At 48.0% G+C, this 23765-nt stretch carries 22 protein-coding genes; 19 read left to right on the forward strand and 3 right to left on the reverse strand.

The features are described from left to right. The first annotated feature begins 5 nt into the window (after positions 1-5). Complete coding sequence (pyrR, locus tag ACR6HW_RS17885; protein WP_455729036.1) at positions 6-542, forward strand: bifunctional pyr operon transcriptional regulator/uracil phosphoribosyltransferase PyrR; 537 nt, start codon at positions 6-8, stop codon at positions 540-542. Between the two features lie 352 nt (positions 543-894). Here the strand turns inward: pyrR and ACR6HW_RS17890 are convergent, their stop codons facing one another. Continuing rightward, complete coding sequence (locus ACR6HW_RS17890) at positions 895-1512, reverse strand: DUF308 domain-containing protein (RefSeq protein WP_455729037.1); 618 nt, start codon at positions 1510-1512, stop codon at positions 895-897. A 101-nt stretch (positions 1513-1613) separates the two neighbouring features. Next, complete coding sequence (locus ACR6HW_RS17895) at positions 1614-3356, reverse strand: Rqc2 family fibronectin-binding protein (RefSeq protein ID WP_455729038.1); 1743 nt, start codon at positions 3354-3356, stop codon at positions 1614-1616. Positions 3357-3482: 126 nt separating this feature from the next. Here ACR6HW_RS17895 and ACR6HW_RS17900 point away from each other — a divergent pair, with 126 nt between their 5' ends. The 15 genes from ACR6HW_RS17900 (at position 3483) to ACR6HW_RS17970 (ending at position 19106) form a co-directional block, all read left to right on the forward strand. Beyond that, positions 3483-4367, forward strand: coding sequence for a YicC/YloC family endoribonuclease (locus tag ACR6HW_RS17900; RefSeq protein ID WP_455729039.1), 885 nt, complete (start codon positions 3483-3485; stop codon positions 4365-4367). Positions 4368-4376: 9 nt separating this feature from the next. Continuing rightward, the gene (gmk, locus tag ACR6HW_RS17905) at positions 4377-4991 is read left to right on the forward strand and encodes a guanylate kinase (protein ID WP_455729040.1); all 615 of its coding nucleotides are present in this window, start codon (positions 4377-4379) and stop codon (positions 4989-4991) included. Then, positions 4992-5204, forward strand: a complete 213-nt coding sequence (rpoZ, locus tag ACR6HW_RS17910) for a DNA-directed RNA polymerase subunit omega (RefSeq protein WP_455729041.1) — start codon at positions 4992-4994, stop codon at positions 5202-5204. It begins immediately after the preceding gene. An 11-nt stretch (positions 5205-5215) separates the two neighbouring features. Next, a complete protein-coding gene (gene coaBC / locus ACR6HW_RS17915; protein WP_455729042.1) occupies positions 5216-6412 on the forward strand; it encodes a bifunctional phosphopantothenoylcysteine decarboxylase/phosphopantothenate--cysteine ligase CoaBC in 1197 nt (398 codons plus the stop codon). Positions 6413-6455: 43 nt separating this feature from the next. Beyond that, entirely contained in the window at positions 6456-8891 is a 2436-nt protein-coding gene (gene priA, locus ACR6HW_RS17920; RefSeq protein WP_455729043.1) for a replication restart helicase PriA, read from the forward strand. 39 nt (positions 8892-8930) lie between these two features. After that, the gene (gene def, locus ACR6HW_RS17925) at positions 8931-9404 is read left to right on the forward strand and encodes a peptide deformylase (protein ID WP_455729044.1); all 474 of its coding nucleotides are present in this window, start codon (positions 8931-8933) and stop codon (positions 9402-9404) included. A 10-nt stretch (positions 9405-9414) separates the two neighbouring features. Then, positions 9415-10356, forward strand: coding sequence for a methionyl-tRNA formyltransferase (gene fmt, locus ACR6HW_RS17930; protein ID WP_455729045.1), 942 nt, complete (start codon positions 9415-9417; stop codon positions 10354-10356). A gap of 2 nt (positions 10357-10358) precedes the next feature. Continuing rightward, positions 10359-11042, forward strand: a complete 684-nt coding sequence (locus ACR6HW_RS17935) for a zinc metallopeptidase (protein ID WP_455729046.1) — start codon at positions 10359-10361, stop codon at positions 11040-11042. 316 nt (positions 11043-11358) lie between these two features. Continuing rightward, entirely contained in the window at positions 11359-12450 is a 1092-nt protein-coding gene (locus ACR6HW_RS17940) for a KamA family radical SAM protein (protein WP_455729047.1), read from the forward strand. A gap of 363 nt (positions 12451-12813) precedes the next feature. Then, positions 12814-14148, forward strand: a complete 1335-nt coding sequence (rsmB, locus tag ACR6HW_RS17945; RefSeq protein WP_455729048.1) for a 16S rRNA (cytosine(967)-C(5))-methyltransferase RsmB — start codon at positions 12814-12816, stop codon at positions 14146-14148. Positions 14149-14157: 9 nt separating this feature from the next. Further along, positions 14158-14871 (forward strand): Stp1/IreP family PP2C-type Ser/Thr phosphatase, encoded by a 714-nt coding sequence (locus ACR6HW_RS17950; protein WP_455729049.1) that lies wholly within the window; start codon positions 14158-14160, stop codon positions 14869-14871. A 10-nt stretch (positions 14872-14881) separates the two neighbouring features. After that, positions 14882-16870 carry a Stk1 family PASTA domain-containing Ser/Thr kinase gene (gene pknB, locus ACR6HW_RS17955; RefSeq protein WP_455729050.1) on the forward strand — a complete coding sequence of 663 codons (1989 nt, stop codon included), beginning with the start codon at positions 14882-14884 and terminating at the stop codon, positions 16868-16870. Positions 16871-16882: 12 nt separating this feature from the next. Further along, a complete protein-coding gene (rsgA, locus tag ACR6HW_RS17960; protein WP_455729051.1) occupies positions 16883-17773 on the forward strand; it encodes a ribosome small subunit-dependent GTPase A in 891 nt (296 codons plus the stop codon). Continuing rightward, positions 17767-18417 (forward strand): ribulose-phosphate 3-epimerase, encoded by a 651-nt coding sequence (rpe, locus tag ACR6HW_RS17965; RefSeq protein ID WP_455729052.1) that lies wholly within the window; start codon positions 17767-17769, stop codon positions 18415-18417. Before rsgA ends, rpe begins: the two co-directional genes overlap by 7 nt. Next, on the forward strand, positions 18414-19106 hold the full coding sequence (locus tag ACR6HW_RS17970) for a thiamine diphosphokinase (RefSeq protein ID WP_455729053.1): 693 nt from the start codon (positions 18414-18416) through the stop codon (positions 19104-19106). The genes rpe and ACR6HW_RS17970 overlap by 4 nt, the downstream gene beginning before the upstream one ends. Positions 19107-19245: 139 nt before the next feature. On the opposite strand, the gene rpmB is transcribed toward ACR6HW_RS17970, so the two are convergent. Then, complete coding sequence (gene rpmB, locus ACR6HW_RS17975) at positions 19246-19437, reverse strand: 50S ribosomal protein L28 (protein WP_455729054.1); 192 nt, start codon at positions 19435-19437, stop codon at positions 19246-19248. 221 nt (positions 19438-19658) lie between these two features. On the opposite strand from rpmB, the gene ACR6HW_RS17980 reads away from it, so the two are divergent. The 3 genes from ACR6HW_RS17980 (at position 19659) to recG (ending at position 23760) form a co-directional block, all read left to right on the forward strand. Then, positions 19659-20015, forward strand: a complete 357-nt coding sequence (locus ACR6HW_RS17980) for an Asp23/Gls24 family envelope stress response protein (protein ID WP_455729055.1) — start codon at positions 19659-19661, stop codon at positions 20013-20015. A gap of 16 nt (positions 20016-20031) precedes the next feature. After that, positions 20032-21660 carry a DAK2 domain-containing protein gene (locus tag ACR6HW_RS17985; RefSeq protein ID WP_455729056.1) on the forward strand — a complete coding sequence of 543 codons (1629 nt, stop codon included), beginning with the start codon at positions 20032-20034 and terminating at the stop codon, positions 21658-21660. 72 nt (positions 21661-21732) lie between these two features. Then, complete coding sequence (gene recG, locus ACR6HW_RS17990; RefSeq protein ID WP_455729057.1) at positions 21733-23760, forward strand: ATP-dependent DNA helicase RecG; 2028 nt, start codon at positions 21733-21735, stop codon at positions 23758-23760. The last annotated feature ends 5 nt before the right edge of the window (positions 23761-23765 follow it).

Consider the following 23765-nt stretch of genomic DNA (forward strand, 5'->3'; position numbering starts at 1 on the left):
TTAATATGGAGTTTAAAGCGACGTTATTGGATGAAAAGGCCATCGATCGGTCTTTGACGCGTCTGGCACATGAGATTATCGAGCGCAATAAGGGCGTCGACAACATTGTCATCGTAGGCATACGTTCGAGAGGAGTGCCCATTGCAAAACGCATCGCCGAGCGCATTAAGGCTATAGAGGGGGCTGTGGTGCCCGTAGGGGAGCTGGACATCACGCTTTACAGAGACGATCTAACGGAGAAAGAGCAGTTGCCCAATGTGAAGGGGCTAGAGTTGGCGTTTCAAATCGACGGCAAAGTCGTGGTGCTCGTAGACGATGTCATCTATACGGGGCGAACGGTCCGTGCCGCCATGGACGCCTTAATCGACTACGGTAGACCAAGTGCTATTCAGCTGGCCGTTCTCGTCGATAGGGGCCATAGGGAATTGCCGATTCGACCGGATTTTGTCGGCAAGAACGTTCCGACGTCGAGCAAGGAAGTGGTGAAAGTCAAAGTGAAAGAGCTCGATGGCGCAAGCGATGTGTCCATCTATCAGAAATAGTAAACTATCTGCACAAAGGTTGTCAAAAAGCCGCCCGACCCCGGGCGGCTTTTTGAGTGTAAAGAAAAAAGGGGGACGGTTCTTTTGTGTCGCCTAATCTCTCTGATTGAGTGTATCCGGCGCTTTAAGCGTGTCGTGCCTTCCAGCGGCGGCGTATTGCGCCCATAAGGCTGTCGTCGAGAAGACCCTCCTCTCTCACACGATAAGTCTGCAGTTTTCAATGGGTGTGAAACTTTTAAATGCCCATATATGTAAAATACTAGGTGAATCGAGCACAAAAGAACCGTCCCCCTTGGCGAAGCTCAAATGTAAAAAAGCGCTTTCCCGAGGGAAAACGCTTCTCACAAATACATTACAGTTCTTTGTAATCAACCTCTTCGACGTCATCCGATTGAATATTGATGACAATTCGATCTTTTTTCGGTGGGGTGTGGTCGTAGTCGGCGGTGTAGTAGTCGGTATACGTAAAGTTGTGCCGTGTGACCACTCTGAACTTATTGCCCACAAAGAAGACAATGAGCCCGATGCTGACGATGACAATCCCCAAGATGACCACCACTGTCCCCAGTGCTGCTTTAGAGTTGAGTGCCGCAAAGACGCCGAGCAATATCAGCAGACTCGCCGATATCACAGAGCGCTCGTCGAGATGATGTCGCTTTTTAAACAAAATATAAAAACTGTTGACGCCGCTAATCAAGCAGACGACACCGAGTAAAAAGAGCACGCTTTCGGGATTTGCAAAAGCGTAAAAACCCGAAAAGACAATGAGTGCACTGGAGAGAAGGGTTGCTCTGCTCCGAATCATGGCCCCAGCAATTAAACCGTAAAAGCCCATAATCAGAAAGAAGAACGTCATCAGCCTTAGAGCTAAAGTCCCAATTCCGGTTGGGAAGGCAATAAATAAAATGCCGATAGCCGCTAGGATGATACCTAGTATTTGTGCGCCATTGAGCTTGTTTTTAGAACGCATAAAATCACCAAACCTTTATATCATAAAATAAATCGTCTTTATAAACAGTATTATAGACCCAAATTATGAATAGAGTATTAACAAACGGCCAACAGTCTGCATCAATCTTTTTTAAGCTGCTCGATGACTTCGAGTTTTGGCGTGACAAAAACCGTTCGGTTCTTGACGTAGATGACCATGCCGGGCTTGGCACCACTCGGTTTTGAAACGTTCTTTACAAGCGTGTAGTCCACGGGGACGTTGCTTGAAAGACGCGCCTTTGAAAAATAGGCGGCGATAGTCGCCGCTTCTTCGATGGTCGTTTCCGGAGGCGTTTCCCCTTGCGTGCGCACGATGACATGAGAGCCCGGGATAATCTTTGTGTGGAGCCAAATGTCTTTGTTAGAAGCGAGTTTTAGCGTCAACTGGTCGTTTTGAACGTTGTTCTTTCCGACGAGTATTTCGTAGCCGTCGGAGGATTCAAACGTTCTAAAGTCATTTTTAACTGTTTTCTTGCCTTTTTTCTGTTGGTACCGACTCTTGATGATGCCCTGTTCGGCAAGTTCTTGCCTAATGGCATCCACTGTGGCGGCGTCCTCGCTGTTTTCCAAGTGGGTGAGCGCCTGTTCCAAGTAGTCGATTTCTGCTTGTGTCTCTTTTATTTGGACAGCTAGAGCCGTTTGTGCCGTCTTGAGCTTGTTGTATTTCTTAAAATAGCTCTGGGCGTTTTGAGACGGTTCGAGCCTGAGGTCTAGGAGAATGTCTTCTTCTTCAGGTGGGTCGAGGTAGTAGTTGAGGACGCGGACTTTGTTGTCTCCCCTCTGAATGTTGTGCAGATTGGCGAGAATCAGTTCGCCCTTTTCTTTAAAGGCGTCTGCGTTCTCAGATTCTGCGCGCTCGATGTTCATCTTTTTAATTTTGGTTTCGTAGCGCTCAATGCGCTGTTGCAACGTCTTTTTAAGATTTTGCGTGCGCTGGTGAATTTTGAGTTCTTGATTGACGCGGCTGTAGTAGAGGTCGAGAAGCGCACAGAGCGACGGCGTCTCCGTTACAGGGGTATCCAGCATTAAGTCCTTTAAAAAACTGAAGTTTTTCTTTTGCTCAGTGACGTGAAACAAGTACCCATTGGTCGTTTCTGACGCGAGCTTTTCAAGCAGTTTTGAAAGCGCAAAGCGCAGGTGGTGGCCCTCGGCTTCACTTAGCGCGCGTAGAGGCTGTGTATGAGGGATGTTGGCCTTTCTCAGCAAGTAGCGGCTGAGTTGCGGGCTCATGCCCTCATAGGTCATGTAAAGCGCCTTGAAAATAGGGGTGTCTCCTTCGAGTTTAGCAAAGTACGGCTTAAAATCGGCTTCAAGGGTACATTTATCCGAGGGGAGAAAGTCGAACGTCAGGCCGGGAAGCACCGTGCGTACACGGCTCATATCCGGCGTAATGCGTTTGATGCTGTCGATAATGGTCCCGTCTTCACGGGTGAGGACAATGTTAGAGTGTTTCCCCATGATTTCCACAATCAACTGCTTGGTTTCAATCTCCGAAAGTTCGTTCTTTGCCTCGATAGTAAAGACGACGACGCGTTCGTAGCCGCGTTGTTCGACGTCGAGTATTTTACCGCCGGCGATGTGTTTGCGCATGAGCATGCAAAACATTGGCGGCGCCGCCGGGTTTTCTTTTTTGTGTTTTGTCAGGGTGAAGTAGGGCATGCTGCTTTCCACAGACAGGAAGAGCGTCACATTGCCCTGTCTGCCTCTAATTTGTATGCTCAGTTCATCTTTTTCAGGTTGGTGAATTTTGTCGATGCGCGCACCGACGAGCTGGGGTTGGATTTCTTTTACCAGCTGATTTATAAAAATACCGTCAAACGACATAATGGCCTCCTTTGTAGGTCTTCTGCATAAGTGCTCTATTAAACAGTATAAATGAACAACGACGCCTTGTAAATGGCAAAGGCTTTGTGTTATAATTTAATGATTGGAAGTATAATGGAGGTAATAATGATCTATAGTATGACGGGCTTCGGTCGTGGTCAACATAGCAGCGAGGTCTTTGACGTCACAGTTGAAATAAAAACAGTGAACAACCGCTATTGTGACGTGATTGTAAAAATGCCTAAAAAGCTGACTGTATTTGAAGATAGAATTAAGAACAAGGTCAAGGGGAAGTTGTCCCGAGGCCGCGTTGAAATCTATATCAACTTTGAAGAAAAAGCCTTTGACAATTACGAGGTCGTCCCCAATTTCGACGTTCTCGACAAATACGTCAAAGCGTATTCCGAAATAAAGCGCCGCTATGAGTTAGAGAGTGACATCGATCTCAAAATGTTGGCGCGTCTTCAAGACGGCATCGATGTGTCCTATCTCGAAAGAGGTGAGGAAGAATACTGGGAAGCCCTTGAACCCGCTTTGGCCGAGGCGCTGGACAAGCTGGAGGCGATGCGCCGACACGAGGGCGAAAAGCTTAAAGTGGATATCGTAAGCAAAATTGCCAGCATCCAAAAAATTCTCGGAGAAATTGAAAAGCTGTCGCCGATTATTTTAGAAAGCTACAAAAACCGAGTAAAAGAACGTATATCTGACCTATTAGAGGCACTGGACACAGAGCTGGACATGTACCGTTTGGCCAATGAAGTCGCCGTTTATGCCGACAAGACCAATATCAACGAAGAGGTCGTGCGCATTCACTCGCACTTGGCACAACTGGAACACATTTTGTCTCTGGAGGAACCTGTGGGCAGAAAACTCGACTTCCTCATTCAAGAGCTCAACAGAGAAGTCAATACCATCGGTTCGAAGTCTCCCGATTACGATATATCAAATTATGTAATCGACTTGAAAAGCGAACTCGAGCAAATCAGAGAACAAGTTCAGAATGTGGAATAAGGAGATGTCATGAAACAAAAAGGGTTGTTAATTGTCGTTTCAGGACCTTCTGGAGCCGGCAAGGGTACCATATGTAAAGAGCTTATACAAAGAGATCCGAGTATTGTCGTCTCGGTTTCTGCGACGACGAGAAACCCACGTGCAGGAGAAGTCGACGGCGTAAGTTATCACTTTATGAACACGGGGGATTTTGAAACGTTAATCGATGAGAACGGCTTCTTAGAACACGCCTGTGTCTACGACAACTACTACGGCACGCCGAAGAAGTTTGTTATAGACAAGCTGGTCAACGGCGAGAACGTCCTCCTTGAAATCGATATTCAAGGAGCGCTTCAAGTTAAAAAGAAGTACCCGGAAGGCATCTTTGTTTTTATTTTGCCACCGTCTATGCGCACGCTGAGAGAGCGGATTGTAGGCAGGGGGTCGGAAACGCCGGCGTCATTAGAGAAGCGCTTATCCAGTGCTTATCAAGAAATAGATTACATTAAAAATTACGATTATTTTATCGTCAACGATGAAGTCGACCGAGCAACAGATATTTTGCAGTCGATTATCACCGCCGAAAAGTGTCGCGTCGACACGAGTATAGAAGACATTGTGCTGAAGTTTAAGGAGGAAAAATAAATGTTAAATCCATCTATTGATGAATTGGTAGACAAAATGGGCAACCGATACGCGCTGTGTATTGTCGCATCAAAGCGCGCGAGACATCTGCTCGAAAGCGAAGAAGACATGATGGTTTCAGATATTGACAAGCCGCTCTCAGTGGCAATTGACGAAATTGCCAACGACGAAGTCGACGTCATTATTCCGGAACCGCCTAAAGATAGAATCTAGAGGAGCGCGTTATGCTGAAGGGAAAAAACATTGTCATCGGCGTCACCGGCGGAATCGCCGTTTACAAAGTGGCCGACGTGGTGAGCCGATTGAAGAAAAAGGGCGCCAACGTCTATGTGATTATGACCCGACATGCGACGGAGTTTGTGGCACCGCTGACATTTCAGTCGCTTTCACAGAACTACGTCGTCGTGGATATGTTTGAAGATCCCAAGACGTGGGATGTGGAGCACATTGCCCTCGCCAAGCGTGCGGATTTGTTTCTCATTGCGCCGGCGACGGCCAATGTCGTGGGTAAATTGTCGCACGGTATTGCAGACGACATGCTGACCACCACAGTTATGGCGACGAAGGCGCCGGTGTACATTGCACTGGCCATGAACACCAACATGTATTTAAATCCGATTCTACAAGACAACGTCGCCAGATTGGAAGGCTACGGGTATCACTTTATTCAGCCCGATGCAGGCCGCCTTGCGTGTGGAGACATCGGTGCCGGCAAGCTGGCGAGTCCCGAGCGCATCGTGGACACGGTAGAGGCACATTTTGAGTCGGCGGGCGCTCTTCGTGGGAAAAAGGTACTGGTCACCGCCGGACCGACGCGAGAAATCGTCGACCCCGTGCGGTACATTTCCAATCGTTCAAGTGGAAAGATGGGCTACGCAGTAGCTGAAGCTGCTCGAGATTTGGGTGCAGAAGTCGTCCTTGTCACAGGGCCGACGCATTTGGACAAGCCGGAAGGCGTCGATGTCGTAGCTGTAGAGACGACGGCTGAAATGCACGAGGCGGTTTTAGCGCATCTCGATGCCGATGTGGTGGTGAAAGCCGCGGCACCTTCAGATTACAAGCCGGCGACGGCAAGTGAGACGAAGATAAAAAAAATTGGTGAGGAAATGGCTTTGACACTTGTGCGAAACGTGGATATCCTCAAGACGATTGGCGCTGAAAAAAGACCGAGACAAGTACTCGTGGGCTTTGCGGCTGAAACAAATGATGTAGAAGCCTATGCGCTGAAAAAACTGAGGGAGAAGAATCTCGACTTGATTGTCGCCAACGATGTCAGTAAAAAAGACGCCGGCTTCGATGTGGACACCAACCGCGTCGTCGTGTACGACAAGGCGGGCTGTAGAGAAGAACTGCCTTTGATGTCTAAAGCCGAAGTGGCCAAGGCGTTAATGAATAAAATACTTGAACAGATGAAAGAGTAGGCGCGCCTGCTCTTTTTTACACATGACGGAGTGACTATAAACGATGTTTGCCAATGTAGTGGTCTTGAGAAATCTAAAACAAATTGATAAATTTTTTACCTATAGCGTCCCTGAAGCACTTGATGCACGCGCCGGTGTCGGCGCGCGGTGTATTGTCCCCTTTGGCACGGAATGGGTTGAAGCCGTTGTATTCGAGCGTTTTTCAGAGTTTGAAACACCTTCGGCGTACGCCATTAAGCCAATTCAGCACGTCTTTGAAGACGGTATTTGTCTGAGACCGCAAGATGTCGAACTCGTGCGGTTTATCAAGGGGCAATACCTCTGTACGTATAGCGAGGCCTGTGCTTTGATACTGCCGTCGGGGATTATGACGGTACACGACACCGTTTACGAGCTCGCACTGCCCCTTTCAGAGGCACTGGAAAAAGCCGAAAAAAAGGCCGAACGGGTTATTTTGACGCACTTTGAAGACGACCTCTGTAAAAAGCCGTGTGATTTTGCGGCACTGTACGCCGACAGTACGGTGAAGAACACATTGAACAAACTGGTGGCCAAAGGCTGTGTGTCAAAACGTCTCATCTTTGAAACTGTGGTGAAAGACCGCTATGAAAGCTGGCTTGAACCCACTGAGAAGACCTTGGACATTCTGAAAGTGACCCCTAAGCGCAACACGGCGCAGATTAAAGTGATGACTTACTTACTCGACAAAGGGGCAACCTCTAAAAAGGTCTGTCTCGAATCACTGAAAACAAGTCCCGGAGTAATCGATGTCCTCGCCGAAAAAGGGGCGATTGCCCTTGTACAAAAAGAAGTTTTGCGCTTGCCGACCTTTTTTGAAGGCGACGGTGTCCTCAGAAAATCTGTTCTCAATGCGGCGCAGCAAACGGTGTTCGATGCCGTTTGTAGCGGGGGATGCGAAAAGCCCTTCCTGATTCACGGGGTGACGGGCAGCGGCAAAACAGAAGTGTACGCCGCGTTGATTGAACGGACGCTTGCAAGTGGAAAACGCGCCCTGTTACTCGTTCCCGAAATCGCCTTGACCCCACAAATCGTCGCGCGTTTTGTCTCGAGATTCGGAAAAGAGCGGATTGCGCTGATTCACAGTAAAATTTCCCGCGGCGAACGGTACGATCAATGGAAAGGGATTTTGAGCGGGCGCTACGACATCGTCATCGGGGCGCGTTCTGCGATTTTTACACCGGTTGAGAACTTGGGGCTCATCATTATAGACGAGGCACACGAAGCGTCTTACCGCTCTGAGAAGAGGCCTAAATACGATACCTTTGAACTCGCTCAGTTCAAAGCGATGCAAAGTGGTGCACAAGTGGTGCTCGGCTCTGCAACACCGTCTATCGGCGACTACCACAGCGCTCAAATGGGCGCAATCGCCTACCTGCCGCTAGACGTGCGCTACAATCAAAAACCGTTGCCTCAAACAGTGGTTGTCGACATGCGCGAGGAGTTGACAGAAGGCAACCGCAGCATGTTGAGCCGCCTGTTACACGAGAAAATTGAGGCGGCATTGTCCCGCCGCGAACAGGTGATGATTATGATGAACCGCAAAGGACATTCGACCTTTGTATCGTGTAGAACCTGTGGTTTTACCTTGGATTGCCCCAACTGCGATGTCACGTTGACGTACTTTAAGGGGGAAAAGTCGGTCAAATGCAACTATTGTGGGTACGAAACCTTTGTTCCGAAAACTTGTCCGGCTTGCAACAGCCACTACTTTAAGTATTTTGGTGCCGGGACTGAAAAAGTAGAAGAGCATTTGAAAAGCCTTTTTCCAGACGCCGTTATTGATCGAATGGATCGAACGACGACGACGAAAAAGGGCAGTGTCGAACGCATCATCGAAAACGTGTCTCACGAGCGAACGGACATATTAATTGGGACCCAGATGATTGCCAAGGGACTGGATTTTAAAAAAGTGTCGTTGGTGGGGATTCTCTCAGCGGATCTCATGTTGAACTTACCGCATTACAATGCGGCAGAGCGCGCGTATCAATTGTTTACGCAGGTTGCCGGAAGAGCAGGGAGAGCGGCTATTGAAGGCGAGGTGGTGTTGCAGACGTATACGCCGGACCACTACGCTCTGGCGCCGGAGAGCTATGAAGCGTTTTACAATGAGGAAATTCTCTACAGACAGGCAATGGGGTATCCGCCGTTTACGCAACTGGTCAATCTCGTCTTTACGAGCAAGCGCAGAGAAGAAGCTGAAGGGTACGCCAAACGCAGTGAAGCCTATTTGAAGAAAAAATTATTTAAAGACGGTTTACAATCCAAGGTAGAGAGTTACCCGGCGGCTATGGCATTATTAAAGAAAATTGACAATCGCTACCGTTACCAGCTTTTAATGAAGGTGGCACCGGAGGCCATGACACAAGTGCGCTTGATTGTAGGGCAACTGGAAGAAAAATTTATTTCGATAACAACGTGTCAAATTCATGTGGATTTAGACGCTGTTAATATATTATAATAGAGAGAGAGTAATAGAGGAAAGGACAAGGTGAAACCAATGGCTATTAGAATAATAAGAACGGACGACGATCCGATTTTAAGAAAGAAAGCGCGCGTCGTCGAAAAATTTGATGATAAATTAAAACTGCTTGCAGAAGATATGATTGAGACGATGCACAGTGCCGACGGCGTGGGGCTGGCAGCACCGCAAATCGGTTTGCTAAAGCGTCTGATTGTGGTGGACATCTACGATGAGACAGGGGCAAAAGTATTTGTCAACCCTGAAATCATCGACCCGAAAGGCTGTGTTATCGGCGAAGAAGGGTGTCTGAGTTTGCCTGGACAACACGGCTATGTCGAGCGTCCGGAAAAACTGACACTGCGTTATCAAGACCTCGAAGGGCAGGCGCATACCTTTGAAGCAGAAGAGTTTATCGCACGTGTGCTTTGCCACGAAGTCGACCACTTAGAAGGCATTTTGTACATCGACAAGGCGATTCCCGAAGAGGAATTGGAACTTGAAGAAGCGTAGAGGTGCGGGTATGAGAATTGTATTTATGGGAACCCCCGCATTTGCAGTGGCATCGCTTGAAGCTTGTGTGGCGCATCACGATGTCGTCGCGGTATACACGCAACCGGACAAACCGAAGGGACGCGGTAAAAAAATGGCGCCCCCTGAGGTGAAAGTCTGCGCAGAGGCACACGGCATAGAAGTGCACCAACCCCTTCGCGTGAAAACCGATGAGGTTGTGGCGACACTAAGCGCTTTAAAGCCCGATGTCATTGTCGTCGTCGCTTACGGCCAAATTCTGTCTAAGGCGATACTGGACATACCGACGTACGGCTGTGTCAATGTTCACGGTTCGCTCTTACCGAAGTACAGAGGCGCCGCACCGATTCACTGGGCCATTGCAGACGGCGAAAAAGAAACGGGCATTACGACAATGTTGATGGACGAGGGGCTGGATACAGGCGATATGCTGTTAAAACGCACTTGTCCCATTGGACCGGAGACGACGACGGCAACCCTCGAGCCGCAACTGGCTGAAATGGGAGCGGAGCTTCTCGTGGAAACGCTCGCCGGGCTCGAAGCGGGCACTATAAAACCTGAGAAGCAGGAAGAAGCGCTTTCGTGTTACGCAAAGCTCTTGAGTAAGCAGGTGGCGCGAATCGATTGGTCTCTGCCGGCTGTAGCGATTGAAAACCGCATTCGCGCTTTTAATCCGAGACCGGTGGCGCACACTTATTACAACGGTGAGACGTTGAAGATTTTTAAGGCGGAAGTGGTGAATGAGTGCCGCGATGCCGCTTGTGGAGAAGTTGTACAAGTCGACAAAAAACGCATTTGCGTTCAGACCGGTGACGGCTTGCTGTGTATAACAGAACTTCAGGTGGGCAGTCAAAAGCGCATGGCGACATCGGCCTATTTGCTCGGCCGTACAATAGAAGTCGGTACAGTGTTTACAAATTCCAAGGAGGCTTAGGGATGTTTTACTACAATGATCCTGCATTTTTTCTTTTAATTGCGTTGATGCTGCTGGCTTCAGTAGCGAGTGCACGCGTTAAAAGCACGTTTAAAAAGTATCACAATGTTCGCAATATGCGCGGACTCACCGGCGCGCAAGCAGCGGAGCAGATGCTTAGGAACAACGGCATATACGATGTTCAAATTGAACGCATCGGCGGTTTTTTGACCGATCATTACGATCCGAGAGCCAACACCATTAGATTGTCGGCGCCGGTATACGATAACCCATCGGTGGCGTCAGTGAGTGTCGCTTGTCACGAGGCCGGTCATGCGTTACAACACGCCAAAGGGTACGGGCCGTTAAAAATAAGAACGGCGATTTTACCTCTGGCACAACTGGGCTCTAAATCGTTGATGCCGCTTTTACTCGCAGGGATACTGTTTTCTATACCGGCATTGGTTCAAGTCGGCATTGTATTTTTTGCTTTTGCAGTATTCTTCCAATTGGCAACTTTGCCGGTGGAGTTTAACGCCAGTGCAAGGGCGCTTGCCAACATGAATGAAAACGGCATTTTGGTCGAAGGCGAAAACGACGACGCAAAGAAAGTGCTTACTGCGGCGGCTATGACTTATGTTGCAGCGGCGGCAATAGCGGTCGTACAACTCGTGCGTTTGATTTTACTGAACAACAGAAGAGACTAATGCAAAAAGCCGGTGGCAATACCGGCTTTTTATTATGGGCAAATGGCATCTCGGTGAGAGGCCTTTTGTCGTTTTTGGACGGTTTTTTAGAAATTATTTTGTATAAAAAACAAAAACAATTGTGACAAATTAGTAATGACTCCCTTGGCTATGATAAGTATATATGATATAATAGAGTACTGAGTTTAGTAACACTAATACTTATGGTGCTAAAGTATTAGGTTTCTCAAACTAAATGACTGTAAAGTCTGTGCAGTGGGGTGCGGCACCCGAGTTCTACTTGCCGCGTATAAAAATACAAAAGAAAGGGGTTTCTATGACCTGGAAAAATACTCTTAAGACAAATGTGAACACTGTAGACAAGCTGAAATCGTATGTGCCCATCGCCGAAGAAGATGTGGCGTCATACGATGCAATAGCGCGCGTTTTTCCAATTTCATCTACCACGTATTACCTCAACTTGATTGACTCGAGCGACCCTAATGACCCCATTAGAAAAATGTCGGTGCCCTCTATTGAAGAATTTGATTTAGAGGGGGATTTCGACACTAGTGGTGAAGGGCAAAACACCATTATGCAAGGGCTTCAGCACAAGTACAAGACGACGGCGCTTTTGCTGTCTACAAACAAATGTGCCATGTATTGTCGCCATTGCTTTAGGAAGCGACTCGTGGGCATCAAGAACAATGAAACTGTTTCTTTTATCAACGACGCGGTGGCGTATATTAAAGAACACGAGGAAATTAACAATGTCCTCATATCCGGCGGCGATTCGTTTATGCTGGACAACGATTTGATTAAGGCGTATCTTAAAGCGCTGACGGAAATTGAACATCTCGATTTTATACGATTTGGAACGCGTACGCCGGTTGTTTTTCCTGAGCGGATTTACGACGACGCCGAGTTGCTGGACATACTCGGTACTTTTACAAAGAAAAAGCGCATTTATGTGGTAACACAGTTTAATCATCCGAGAGAGTTAACTGATGAAGCGGTACGCGCAGTACACGCTTTACTCGATAAAAACATCATCGTCAACAACCAAACGGTCCTTTTAAAAGGAATCAACGACACCCCGGAGACGATGGCAGAGTTACAGAACGACTTGGTCAAGAAGGGCTTAGTGCCTTATTATATTTTCCAGTGCAGGCCGGTGAAAGGGGTCGTCAATCAGTTTCAATTGCCGCTTAAGAAAGCGGTGCAGATTGTCGAGGACGCCAAGAAGCTGATGAACGGGCACAGCAAGCGCGTTCGCTTTTGTATGAGTCATATGACCGGTAAAATAGAAATCGTAGGGCCTTTGGAAGATCAAATGGTCTTTAAATACCATCAAGCGAAGAACCCAGATGATTTCGGTAGAATTTTTACGAAAAAACTCGAAGACAATGAAGCGTGGTTAACGCTGTAAAGATTAAACCGCCTCGGCAACGACCGAAGGCGGTTTTTTGCGAGCCAAAAGGGACGGTTCTTTTGTGCCGGAAACGCCTAATAACTTACATATATCCCAACATCAAAACGAGGTGCCCGTTGGCGTGGGTGGTATCTGATATGCCGGTGGAACGCCGCGACACAAAAGGTGATGCGCTTCAGGAACGCCTGTCCATAGCGGCGTGAACAGGGGAAGGTCACTGGAGCAAACCGTGTAAAAATGCGACTATATGCCCCTATTTGAGCTGTAAACGGCACAAAAGAACCGTCCCTTTAAGTGCAAAACACTTCATCATTGACACAATATCTGATATAATAAACCAGATATTAAGGAGAGACAATCATGAAGACAATTAGAGAAACAGCCTGCGACATCTTGTTGCAGATCGAACAGGGCAAATGCTTTTCGCACCTCGCCCTACAGGTTTATTTTACAGAACACCCCGACGTCAAAGACGTCGACAAGCGTTTTTTACGCAAGTTGGTACTGGGCGTGCTGGAACACAAACTCTTACTGGATTTTTATATAAGAAAGTTATCAAAACAACGGTTTACACGTATAGAAAAGCGCACCGTTCAGATTCTCAGAGTCGGCTTGTACCAGTTGACGTTCTTAGACCGAGTGCCGGATTCGGCAGTGGTCAACGAAGCGGTTAATGCGGCCAAGCAAATTAGGAAATCAGAAGGGGCTTTTGTCAACGGCATTCTCAGGGCGTTTATACGGGCTGGGAAAACACTGCCTTTGCCAAATGCCAAACAGCATCCGGCGACGTATTTAAGCATTCGTTATTCGCACCCCGAATGGCTGGTAGCGCATTTTTTAAAAACACATGACGCCGATTTTGTCGAGGCGCTTTTAAAAGCAAACAACATGACGCCGCCGCTGTCTATTAGAGTTAACACGGCGCGCATTGGCGTAGACGCCTATAGAAAAAAACTCGAAGAGGCGGGGATCGCCTACAGCGTGAACGCCTATGTACCCGAAGTCTTGAGCCTTGAGGCGATGCCGGAGTACAACTTACGTCAGCTTCCCGGGTATGCGGAGGGGCATTTTCAAGTACAGGACGTGGCCTCTGCCCTCATAGGCCATATCGCCACTGTATCTGCAGGTGATGAAGTGGTAGACGTCTGTGCCGCACCTGGAGGAAAGGCGACGCACATCGCCCAGCGCCTCAATGGAACAGGGCGCGTATACGCGCGGGACATCAGTTTGGCCAAAACGGCGCTTATAGAAGAAAACGCTCAGCGCCTCGGCTTTGAGAACATCGAGACAGAAGTCTTCGACGCCACTGAATACTCGGCGTCAGATGCAGAAAAAATGGCGCTGGTTCTCGTGGATGCACCGTGTTCTGGACTCGGCATAATTCGACGCAAACCGGATATCAAGTACAACAAAGCGCCGGAGGATTTGGCGGCCCTTTGTGCACTTCAGACAGAGATATTAAATCAAGCAGCCAAGTATGTTAAAATAGAAGGGGAGCTGATTTACAGCACCTGTACACTCAATGCAGAAGAGAACGAGGCCGTTGTCAAGGCGTTTTTGGCAACGCATACAGAATTTACGGCAGCGCCTTTTGACTTTGGAAAAGAGCCTGTTTCAGGGGGGATGCTGACGTTGTATCCCCACATTCACGGTACCGACGGCTTTTTCATCGCTAAGTTAAAAAGGCGAGAATAGGAGTGACTCATGAAAGCAATAGGCGTATCAGATGTAGGCGTCACGCGTACAAACAACGAAGATTACTACTTGCTCTGTCAGAGCAACGATTTGTATGTCGTGGCAGACGGCATGGGCGGGCACAAAGCGGGAGAAGTGGCTTCAAAACTTGCCTGTGAATCGATTGTAAGCGGTTTAAAAGCACTCTCCACTGTGGAGGACACCGAGTTTTCAAGTGCGCTGGACAGCGTCCTCTTTACAGCCAATCAAACCTTGCTCGATTATGTAAAAGAAAACCCGAACTGCAAGGGGATGGGGACGACAGTTGTCGTGGTCTATAGAAAGCGCGATCACTTACATGTGCTCAACATCGGCGACAGCCGCTGTTATGGCCTTTCAAACGGCGAACTGATTCAATTGACTAAGGACCACTCGCTGGTGGCGGAACTCGTAAAAATGGGCAGCATTAGCCAAGAAGAGGCCTTAACTCATCCAGACCGCAACATCATCACCAGTGCGCTGGGGGTTTCGGAACAGTATGAGGTTCACAAAGCCCGCTACGACGTCAATCAATTTGAACAACTGTTAATCTGTACCGACGGGTTGACCAACATGGTCGATACGGATTCAATTTACAAAGTTTTAACCGACGAGACATTTGAAGCTGTACCGCAGACATTAGTGGATATGGCCAATGAGAATGGTGGCAAAGACAACATCACCGTCGTTTGTATCGAGGTTTAAGGAGGCGCAAATGACGCAATTAATAGGAAAAATATTAAGCAACAGGTATGAGGTTTTGAGTGTCGTAGGCACTGGCGGTATGGCCACTGTCTACGAGGGCAAAGACCTCCTATTAAATCGAATGGTGGCCATAAAGGTATTGAAACCGGAATTTGCTTCAGATGAAGAGTTTATTAAAAAGTTTCAACAGGAGTCGCAGGCGGCGGCCAAACTCATTCACCCGAACATCGTCAACGTCTTTGACGTCGGCTACAGCGACGACGTCCACTACATTATCATGGAGCTGGTCAAAGGCGGCACGTTGAAGGACTATTTGATGCAGCTCAAAACCCACATGCGAGAAGAAGCCGTAATTAGCATTGCGTTACAAATTGCTTCAGCGCTGGCGGAAGCCCACAGCAAAGATGTGGTGCACCGAGATATCAAGGCACAGAACATCCTCATCAACGAACAAGGGGACGTCAAAGTTGCCGATTTCGGCATAGCGCGGGCGACGACTACGACGACACTTGTGAATACCAAGGAAATCATCGGCTCTGTTCACTACGCATCGCCTGAGCAGGCCCGCGGCGGATTTGTAGATGCGCGCAGCGATATTTACTCCCTCGGGATATTGATGTTTGAACTGGTGACCAAAGTTCTGCCTTTTGAAGCGGAGTCGCCGGTGGCGGTGGCGCTGCAGCAGATAAAAGACGATTTGCCGGATATTAGAGATTACAATTCGGAAGTCGGTGATGGCCTTTGCCGCATTATCGAAAAAGCGACACAAAAGACACCGGCGGACCGATACCCGTCGGCGACGGCGTTAATCGAGGATTTAAAGCGCATTAAGGAAGACAGGGGCTTTGCGCCTGTCGTTCAAAACGGAAACCATGAAAACACGATGGTGATGCCGAAACTTTCCAAGGAGGAGATTATGGCCCATAAACCCAAAGAGAAACCAGGCCGTAAGAAGCTGAACAAAACCCATGTGCTCAACTCTGCACTGGTGATTGTAAGCGCCTTTGTCCTCGCGGTAATGTTGTTCGGAATCTTTGCCTTCGGTAAACTAAAGACTTTCTTTGAAGTGCCCACGGTGGAAGTGCCTTTGGTGGTCAACGCCAGTGTCGAGGACGCGCAGCGAATGCTGACGGAACTCGGGTTGGTCGTCGATGCCACCAACCGCGTCTACGATGCGCAAGTAAAAGCCGACCATGTGGTGGAGCAGTCGGTTAAAGAGGGTGAGGAAGTCAAAGAGGGCTATACCGTTGTGCTCACCATTAGCAATGGCCCGATTCAAAAAGAAATTCCCGATTTAAAGAATCAGACTTTGAACGATGCGCAATTGATGATACAAAACAACGGTTTTTCAAATGGAGAGGTCACAGAAGACTTTAGTGAATTGCCTGCGGGGATGATTATCAGCCAATCGCCTAGAAGTGGCACGATGCACGACGAAGGACGGAGAATTGACCTCGTCGTCAGCAAGGGCCCTAAAGAAATCAAGTACATCGTTCCCAAAGTGACGGGAATGACTATACGGGAAGCTGAAGTTACTTTAAATCAGCTGGGTTTCAAACTCGGCAAAATTGATAAAGAGTTTAGCGATAAAGAAAAAGGACAGATTATTACTCAAAGCAACTTGGGGGTTGAAATGCCGCAGGGATCGTTTATAGACGTCGTCGTCAGCGACGGCCCTGAGGCGAAACCGGAGCCACCAGTGGAAGAGACGCCTGACGAACCGGGCGAAGGTGGCGAAACCGGTGGAGAAGAAGATGGCGGCACTGTGCAAAAAACATTGGCATTTGTCATTGAAACCGCTAAGTTTGAGGCGGACGCCGCACTTGTAAAAATCGAGTTGGTTCAGGGCGATACGACAACCGTTGTGTACTCAAAGGAACACTTTAAAACAGAAGGTGCCGAAATCAATGTCGGTTTTACTGTGAAGGGTACTGGAGACGCTATGATTATGGTCTATTACGACGACAAAAAAGTAGATGAAGTCAGCATAACATTTTAATGGAAGGTGATCATGATAGAGGGGATTATATTTAAAGGCATAGGCGGTTTTTACTATGTAAAAACAGAAGAAGGGCTTTATGAGTGCAAGGCGAGAGGGCGGTTTAAAAACGAAAATATAACCCCCGTCGTCGGCGATCACGTCACGATTTCTGTTCAAAATAAGGCGGAAAAACTCGGCGTTATTGAAAGCATTCACGAAAGAAAAAATGAGCTGATCAGACCCAGTGTGTCCAATGTCGATCAGGCCATTATCGTCTTTGCTTTAAAGAATCCGGAACCCAATTGGATGCTTCTCGACAAGATGATTGTACTTGCCGAAGCGTCGCATTTGGAAATTGTCATTTGTTTAAATAAAGGCGATTTAGATGCAGACGGCTGTTTTGAAGAAGCGCATCGACGTTACCAATTGGCCGGGTACCCACTGATTAAAACCTGTGCTAAAACAGGCGAGGGCGTAGAGGGCCTAAAGGCAGTGTTGGCGGAAAAAGTCTCTGTGTTTTCCGGTCCGTCTGGCGTCGGCAAGTCGTCGTTGCTCAACGCCATTCAAGAAGGGCTTTCACTTCAAGTGGGCGCCATTAGTCAAAAAATCAAGCGGGGCAAGCACACGACGCGCCATTCTGAGCTTTTGGAGCTCGAGTGTAACGGCATCGTCGTCGATACGCCGGGGTTTACCTCGTTGTCATTACAGGCCATTGAACCCGAAGAACTCCGGGAGTTGTTCCCAGAATTCGCCAAGTTTTCTGAAGCGTGTCGCTTTGACAATTGCCTGCATGTGGACGAGCCCAACTGCGCCGTGAAATCTCAAGTCGCAGAGGGCGTCGTTCACCGCGCCCGGTACGATGCCTATTGTTATTTACTCGATGAAATCATAAAAAACGAAAGGAAGCATAAAAAATGGTAAAATTAGCACCGTCGATTCTGTCGGCAGATTTTTCGAACTTGTTGGAGGATGTAAAAGCGGTTGAAGCTGCAGGGGTGGAGTACCTGCACATCGATGTTATGGACGGTCACTTTGTACCGAACATTTCGTTTGGGGCGCCTATTTTAGCGGCACTCAAGGGGAAGACGTCTCTTTTTATGGACGTGCATTTGATGATAGAAAACCCCGATCGTTACATCGGCGATTTTGTTAAAGCAGGCGCTGATTTAATCAATGTGCACGTCGAAGCGTGTCCACACCTCCACAGAACGGTTCAAATGATAAAAGAGCACGGTGTTAAAGCAGCAGTGGCTTTAAACCCGGCGACGCCGTTGTCGGTATTAGATGAAATTCTGCCGATGCTGGACATGGTTCTTTTGATGTCGGTTAACCCGGGCTTTGGTGGCCAAAGCTACATCGATAGCGTCACAGATAAGATTGAGCGCCTGAAAGCTGAAATTGACCGTAGAGGGCTTTCGTGTGATATTCAAGTGGACGGTGGTATCAAGGCCTCTAATGTAAAGCAAGTGGTCGATGCGGGAGCCAATGTCATCGTCGCTGGGTCTGCCATCTTTGGACATGAGTCTATTGATACAGCTGTTAAAGCTTTTAGAGAAGCGCTATGAAGCGCGGGCTCATTGCGTTAAACGGCGTAGTGACCTGTTACGAGCAAATGGCGTCGATGTTGGAGGCGTTTGGTGAGGGCGAAGTGCCTTTGTGTGTCGTCGGCGTCGACGGCGGTGCTCGACACCTTGAAGTGCTAGGGGTTACGCCGGATGTCCTCGTCGGGGATTTCGACTCCATTGGCGACTTAAAGCGGTACTTGGAAAAGTGGCCGGATACTGATCGTCGAGTTTACCCGAGTGAAAAAGATTTTACAGACGCAGAACTGGCACTCGAGGTGGTTTTGAGCCGAGGGGTCGACGAAATTGTCTTTATCGGCGCCTTTGGTGGGCGACTGGATCATATGATGGCCAATGTCCTCCTCATGCGTCGTGTCCCTAAAGGCGTAAAAGTGTACGCTTTGGATGAAACCAATATTATGCGGTGGGTATCGGCGCCTTTCTTTGAAAGTGGTGTCGTACAGCCGTATATGGCGCATTATGTATCCTTGGTGCCTGTGGTCTCAGCCTTTGAGGGCATCGACCTCGAAGGGTTTAAATACCCACTTAAAAAAGCGACTATAGAAGTCGGGCAAAGCGTCGGCATCAGCAACGAATGTACCGGCGCAACTTACAGCATTAGAATTGCTTCAGGAGAGGGACTGCTTATCTTTTCGAAAGAGTGCGACTGTCCTGTAAACGTTAACTTATAACGAGAAAAAACGGCTGAAGGACAGGGTGTCCAACAGCCGTTTTTTGTCTTAGAGCATAGAAAAAAGTCGAGCATATCGGCTCGACTCCCTCAGACCACTACAGTTTAAATGCTCAGTTCCGCCAAAGAAGCCGCCTGAATTAAACCGCTCTTTCTACTTTGCCTGAACGCAAGCATCTGCTGCAAACTTTAATTCTCTTAGTTCCGCCGTTTACAGTAGCTTTTACGCTTCTAAGGTTAGGCGACCAAGTTCTTCTATTGTGGTTGTTCGCGTGGCTGACTGTGTTACCAGACATTTTGCCTTTTCCGCATACTTCACATACTCTTGCCATTTATGACACCTCCTTCGAGTGATTAAATCACAACATAACAAAAATATTGTATCAGAGAAGCGTTTTTTTTTCAAGCTTATTTTTGAGAGTCCTTCGATTTTTTTTACTTTAACTTGATATTCCCACGCCCATGCTATAAAATAGATATAAATTCAAAAGGCGGATGATTCGTTTTTTCAGTGCTTTAACGCAGTAGAATCGTACAGACGAAGGAGGAAAACATGTCCATTATCATAAACAATACATGTGGAGATATCATTATTAAAAATGATGTCGTCGCGACAATCGCAGCTTTATCTGCCATGGAGTGCTACGGCTTGGTCGGCATGACGTATAAGTCAGCTACCAGCGGTTTTGCAAAGCTTCTCAAAGGCGAGGCACTTTCTAAAGGCGTCGAAGTGGTGGCGCAGGCGGACGGCGTTAAAATTGATTTGTTTGTCATCGTCCAATTCGGGACGAAGATATCTGTCGTCGCCGAAAATATTATTGAAAAAGTAAAATACGCTGTTGAAACGCAAACGGGCTTAAAGGTTGTGGAAGTCAACCTCAACATCGAAGGCGTCAAAGTGCGTGAATAGCTAGGAGGAATAGAAGGTGGAAAACAAAACAGTAAACGCTGAATTGCTTGCGAAGATGTTTATGCAAGGCACGATTGAGCTCAATAATAACAAACACATTGTCGATGCACTCAACGTCTTTCCCGTTCCGGACGGCGATACGGGAACCAACATGTCGTTGACGATGAACGCTTCTGTAGAGGGGCTGTCAAAAGGGGCTTTTGTCACGGTGGAAGAAGTGGCGAAAGTGCTCTCCAAGGGCTCTCTCATGGGCGCACGCGGCAATTCCGGTGTTATTTTGTCACAAATTTTCAGAGGGTTTGCCAAAGGGTGTAAAGATAAAAATGCGTTGACGGCACAAGATTTATGTCATGCGTTCAAAGAAGCGGCTGACACCGCGTACAGCGCAGTGTTAAAGCCCGTTGAAGGCACGATCTTAACGGTTATTCGCAAAATAGCAGAGCGTGCAGAGGCGATTTCAGAAGAAGTGGAGACGGCAGAGGCGCTGTTTGAAGCGCTTTTAGAAGAGGGCGAACGCACACTGGAAAAGACGCCTGAACAATTGCCGGTTCTAAAACAAGCAGGTGTTGTAGACGCCGGTGGCAAAGGGCTTCTCTTCTTTTTACAGGGCTGTCAGAAAGCGCTCTTAGGTGTAGAGGTGGAGATGGATGCGCTGGTGAGCAAAACGCAATCGGCGCCGGCTCAATCGGTGATGTCCACTGAGGACATTCACTTTGCTTATTGTACGGAGTTCATTCTTCAGAACGTCGACACAGAAGCCGAAGGGCTAAAGACGTATATTGAAACACTTGGCGACAGCATGGTGTTCGTTCAAGACGAAGACCTCGTCAAAGTGCACGTGCATACAAACTCGCCGGGGCTTGCACTGGAAGAAGGCTTAAAGTACGGTGCGCTTAAAACGGTTAAAATAGAAAACATGAAAGACCAACACAGTTCTATTATCGAAGGGTGCGACGAGACCGCGCCGGTGGCTCAAGACATTTACGAAGAGGACTATGGGTTTATCGGTGTCGCCATGGGCGAGGGCTTCGTGAAGATTTTCAGTGAACTCGGCATTGCCGGAACGATTAAAGGCGGTCAAACAATGAACCCGAGCACAGAGGATTTCTTAAAAGAAATCGAAAAGTGTCCGTCGAAACACATTTTCTTGTTCCCGAACAATTCCAATATTATTATGGCGGCCAATCAGGCGAAAGCGCTTTCGGATAAGGACGTTTACGTGATTCCGACAAAGACTATGCCGCAGTGTATCTCGGCTATGCTGGCATTTGATCGAGAGGCGGAACCCGCTTCGAACTTCGACGCGATGGTTAAAAGTCTAGATGCCGTCGACACCATTCAAATCACCTATGCGGTTAGAGATACGGTATTCAACGATAAACCGATTCAAAAAGACGATTACCTCGCTGTTTCAGGCGGTGAAATTAAAGGGGTTGGCGCGGAACGCGACGCGGTAATCCTGAAATCTATTGAAGAAACCATGTCAGAGGACGCTGAAATTCTTTCGCTCTATTACGGTTCTGACGTGACGGAGGAAGAAGCGGATGCCGTTGTGGCACGCATCGAAGAAAAGTTTCCGGATTTAGAAGTCGATGTGTACTACGGTGGACAGCCGGTGTATTATTTTGTTATTTCAATAGAATAAAAAGCATGAATAAAAAGCGCTTCCTTGATAAAGGGGCGCTTTTTGGGTATGAAATCACTCAGGAGGCTATGTGTGCTGAACAAACCGTTGACTGTATTGCCGGGCGTCGGCGATAAAAAAGCAGAAAAACTGAAAAAAATTGGACTTGAGACATTTGGCGACTTGATTAGACACTATCCGATGCGCTATGAAGACCGTCGACAGGTTAAAGGCACTGCGGAAATCCCCCATGATGAAACCGGTGTCATCTGCGCGGAAGTCGTTTCCAAGCGCGTGTCTTTTCTATCTCGGAATAAAAAAGAACTCATGGTGCTGAAAGTCAAAGAGCACTATTTTGAAGGCGATATTTTATTTTTTAATCCGAAATACATTAAGAACGATTTTTTAGAGGGCGAGACGTATTTTTTCTATGGGAAGCTCGAGCGTCAGGGGGCCTTTTTTAAAATGGTTCAGCCGGAGTACGCCCATTCGAAGCAGACGGCTTTTCTAAAAATTGTCCCCGTTTACCCCTTGACACTTGGGGTAACCAATCGCGAAATGACGCGCTTGGTGGAGCTGGTTTTGGCGAGGGGGCTGCACGCTGTAGAAGATGCGCTGCCGGAAAGCCTGTTAAAGACTTTTGAGCTCTGCCGGCTCAAAGAAGCGTATCGCGATATCCATTTTCCCAAAGATGCCGAAGCGTATAAGCGGGCTCGAAAGCGTCTCGTGTTTAACGAACTCTTTGAGCTTCAATTGCGTCTGTTGCTGCTCAAGTCCGATGTGGACGATGTGTACAATGTGCCGTATGTACCGAAGGAAGCTTACGACCGGTGGGTAAAAACATTGCCTTTTGAACTGACTGAAGCACAGCAAGGCGTTCTTAAAGATATCCAAGAGGACGTTTACAGCGGGCGCAACATGAATCGACTGATTCAAGGCGATGTGGGGTCGGGAAAGACCATTGTGGCGTTTGCCGCCATTTACCTCACCGTTTTAAACGGTCATCAAGCGGTACTTATGGTACCGACGAGTTTGCTTGCTGAACAGCACTTTGAAGCATTTGAGAAGATGTTGCCTAAAGAAGTGCGTCCGGCGCTTTTAACGTCGGCTACAAAAGCAGCTGAAAAGCGGCGCATTAAAGCGGCTGTTCAAGAGGGGACGATTGATGTTCTCATTGGCACACATGCGGTGATACAAGACGATGTAGGCTTTTCGAGATTAGGGCTGGTGGTCACAGACGAACAGCATCGGTTTGGCATCAAGCAGCGCTTGCGCATTTCTGAGAAGGGGGCACGGCCGCATGTGCTCGTTATGTCTGCTACGCCGATTCCTCGAACGCTTTCTTTAATCCTCTATGGCGATATGAGTGTTTCCACCATCGATGTACTGCCAAGCGGTCGAAAGGCGATTAAAACGCATTTTGTGAGCACTTCTAAGGTCCGCGACATGTACGCATTTGTTAAAAAAGCGCTTTCAGAGGGGCGACAGGCTTATGTGGTCTGCCCGTTGGTTGAGGCCTCAGAAACAATGGATTTGCATAGTGCCACTGAGCACTACGAACAGCTTCAAAACACCTTTGACGGTTTTCGCATCGGTATGGTCCACGGTAAGATGAAAGCCAAAGAAAAAGACGCAGTGATGCACGCCTTTAAAGAGGGGGCAATTCAACTGTTGGTGTCGACTACGGTTATTGAAGTCGGTATCAATGTTCCCAATGCAACGGTAATGATGATTATGAATGTCGAGCGATTCGGTCTGGCGCAACTGCATCAATTGAGAGGACGTGTCGGCAGGGGCTCGGAGCAGTCTTACTGTTTCCTGCTCAGCGATAAGCTTAGCAAAACGGCGAAAGAGCGGGTTCAAACGCTGGTCAATTCAAGTGACGGTTTTGACATCGCGCAGAAAGATTTGGAGATCAGAGGCCCCGGCGAAGTCTTCGGTCTCAGGCAGCACGGCCTTCCAGAACTCAAACTCGCGAATCTGTCCCGTGACAAAAATCTGTTAGCACAGGCTCAAAAATGTGTTAAAATAGTTGTTACAGAGCATCAGATGGGCAATGCGGTGTTCCAACCGATTGTCGAACAAATGAAGCGTAAAAACACGGAAGGTTTTACATTGTAATAGAA

The organism is Fusibacter sp. JL298sf-3 (assembly GCF_053842995.1).

What these genes read in the sequence shown, in the direction of transcription:
- pyrR (WP_455729036.1), top strand. Translation starts at nt 6, where the DNA reads ATGGAGTTTAAAGCGACGTTATTGGATGAAAAGGCCATCGATCGGTCT.
- ACR6HW_RS17890 (WP_455729037.1), bottom strand. Translation starts at nt 1,512, where the DNA reads ATGCGTTCTAAAAACAAGCTCAATGGCGCACAAATACTAGGTATCATC.
- ACR6HW_RS17895 (WP_455729038.1), bottom strand. Translation starts at nt 3,356, where the DNA reads ATGTCGTTTGACGGTATTTTTATAAATCAGCTGGTAAAAGAAATCCAA.
- ACR6HW_RS17900 (WP_455729039.1), top strand. Translation starts at nt 3,483, where the DNA reads ATGATCTATAGTATGACGGGCTTCGGTCGTGGTCAACATAGCAGCGAG.
- gmk (WP_455729040.1), top strand. Translation starts at nt 4,377, where the DNA reads ATGAAACAAAAAGGGTTGTTAATTGTCGTTTCAGGACCTTCTGGAGCC.
- rpoZ (WP_455729041.1), top strand. Translation starts at nt 4,992, where the DNA reads ATGTTAAATCCATCTATTGATGAATTGGTAGACAAAATGGGCAACCGA.
- coaBC (WP_455729042.1), top strand. Translation starts at nt 5,216, where the DNA reads ATGCTGAAGGGAAAAAACATTGTCATCGGCGTCACCGGCGGAATCGCC.
- priA (WP_455729043.1), top strand. Translation starts at nt 6,456, where the DNA reads ATGTTTGCCAATGTAGTGGTCTTGAGAAATCTAAAACAAATTGATAAA.
- def (WP_455729044.1), top strand. Translation starts at nt 8,931, where the DNA reads ATGGCTATTAGAATAATAAGAACGGACGACGATCCGATTTTAAGAAAG.
- fmt (WP_455729045.1), top strand. Translation starts at nt 9,415, where the DNA reads ATGAGAATTGTATTTATGGGAACCCCCGCATTTGCAGTGGCATCGCTT.
- ACR6HW_RS17935 (WP_455729046.1), top strand. Translation starts at nt 10,359, where the DNA reads ATGTTTTACTACAATGATCCTGCATTTTTTCTTTTAATTGCGTTGATG.
- ACR6HW_RS17940 (WP_455729047.1), top strand. Translation starts at nt 11,359, where the DNA reads ATGACCTGGAAAAATACTCTTAAGACAAATGTGAACACTGTAGACAAG.
- rsmB (WP_455729048.1), top strand. Translation starts at nt 12,814, where the DNA reads ATGAAGACAATTAGAGAAACAGCCTGCGACATCTTGTTGCAGATCGAA.
- ACR6HW_RS17950 (WP_455729049.1), top strand. Translation starts at nt 14,158, where the DNA reads ATGAAAGCAATAGGCGTATCAGATGTAGGCGTCACGCGTACAAACAAC.
- pknB (WP_455729050.1), top strand. Translation starts at nt 14,882, where the DNA reads ATGACGCAATTAATAGGAAAAATATTAAGCAACAGGTATGAGGTTTTG.
- rsgA (WP_455729051.1), top strand. Translation starts at nt 16,883, where the DNA reads ATGATAGAGGGGATTATATTTAAAGGCATAGGCGGTTTTTACTATGTA.
- rpe (WP_455729052.1), top strand. Translation starts at nt 17,767, where the DNA reads ATGGTAAAATTAGCACCGTCGATTCTGTCGGCAGATTTTTCGAACTTG.
- ACR6HW_RS17970 (WP_455729053.1), top strand. Translation starts at nt 18,414, where the DNA reads ATGAAGCGCGGGCTCATTGCGTTAAACGGCGTAGTGACCTGTTACGAG.
- rpmB (WP_455729054.1), bottom strand. Translation starts at nt 19,437, where the DNA reads ATGGCAAGAGTATGTGAAGTATGCGGAAAAGGCAAAATGTCTGGTAAC.
- ACR6HW_RS17980 (WP_455729055.1), top strand. Translation starts at nt 19,659, where the DNA reads ATGTCCATTATCATAAACAATACATGTGGAGATATCATTATTAAAAAT.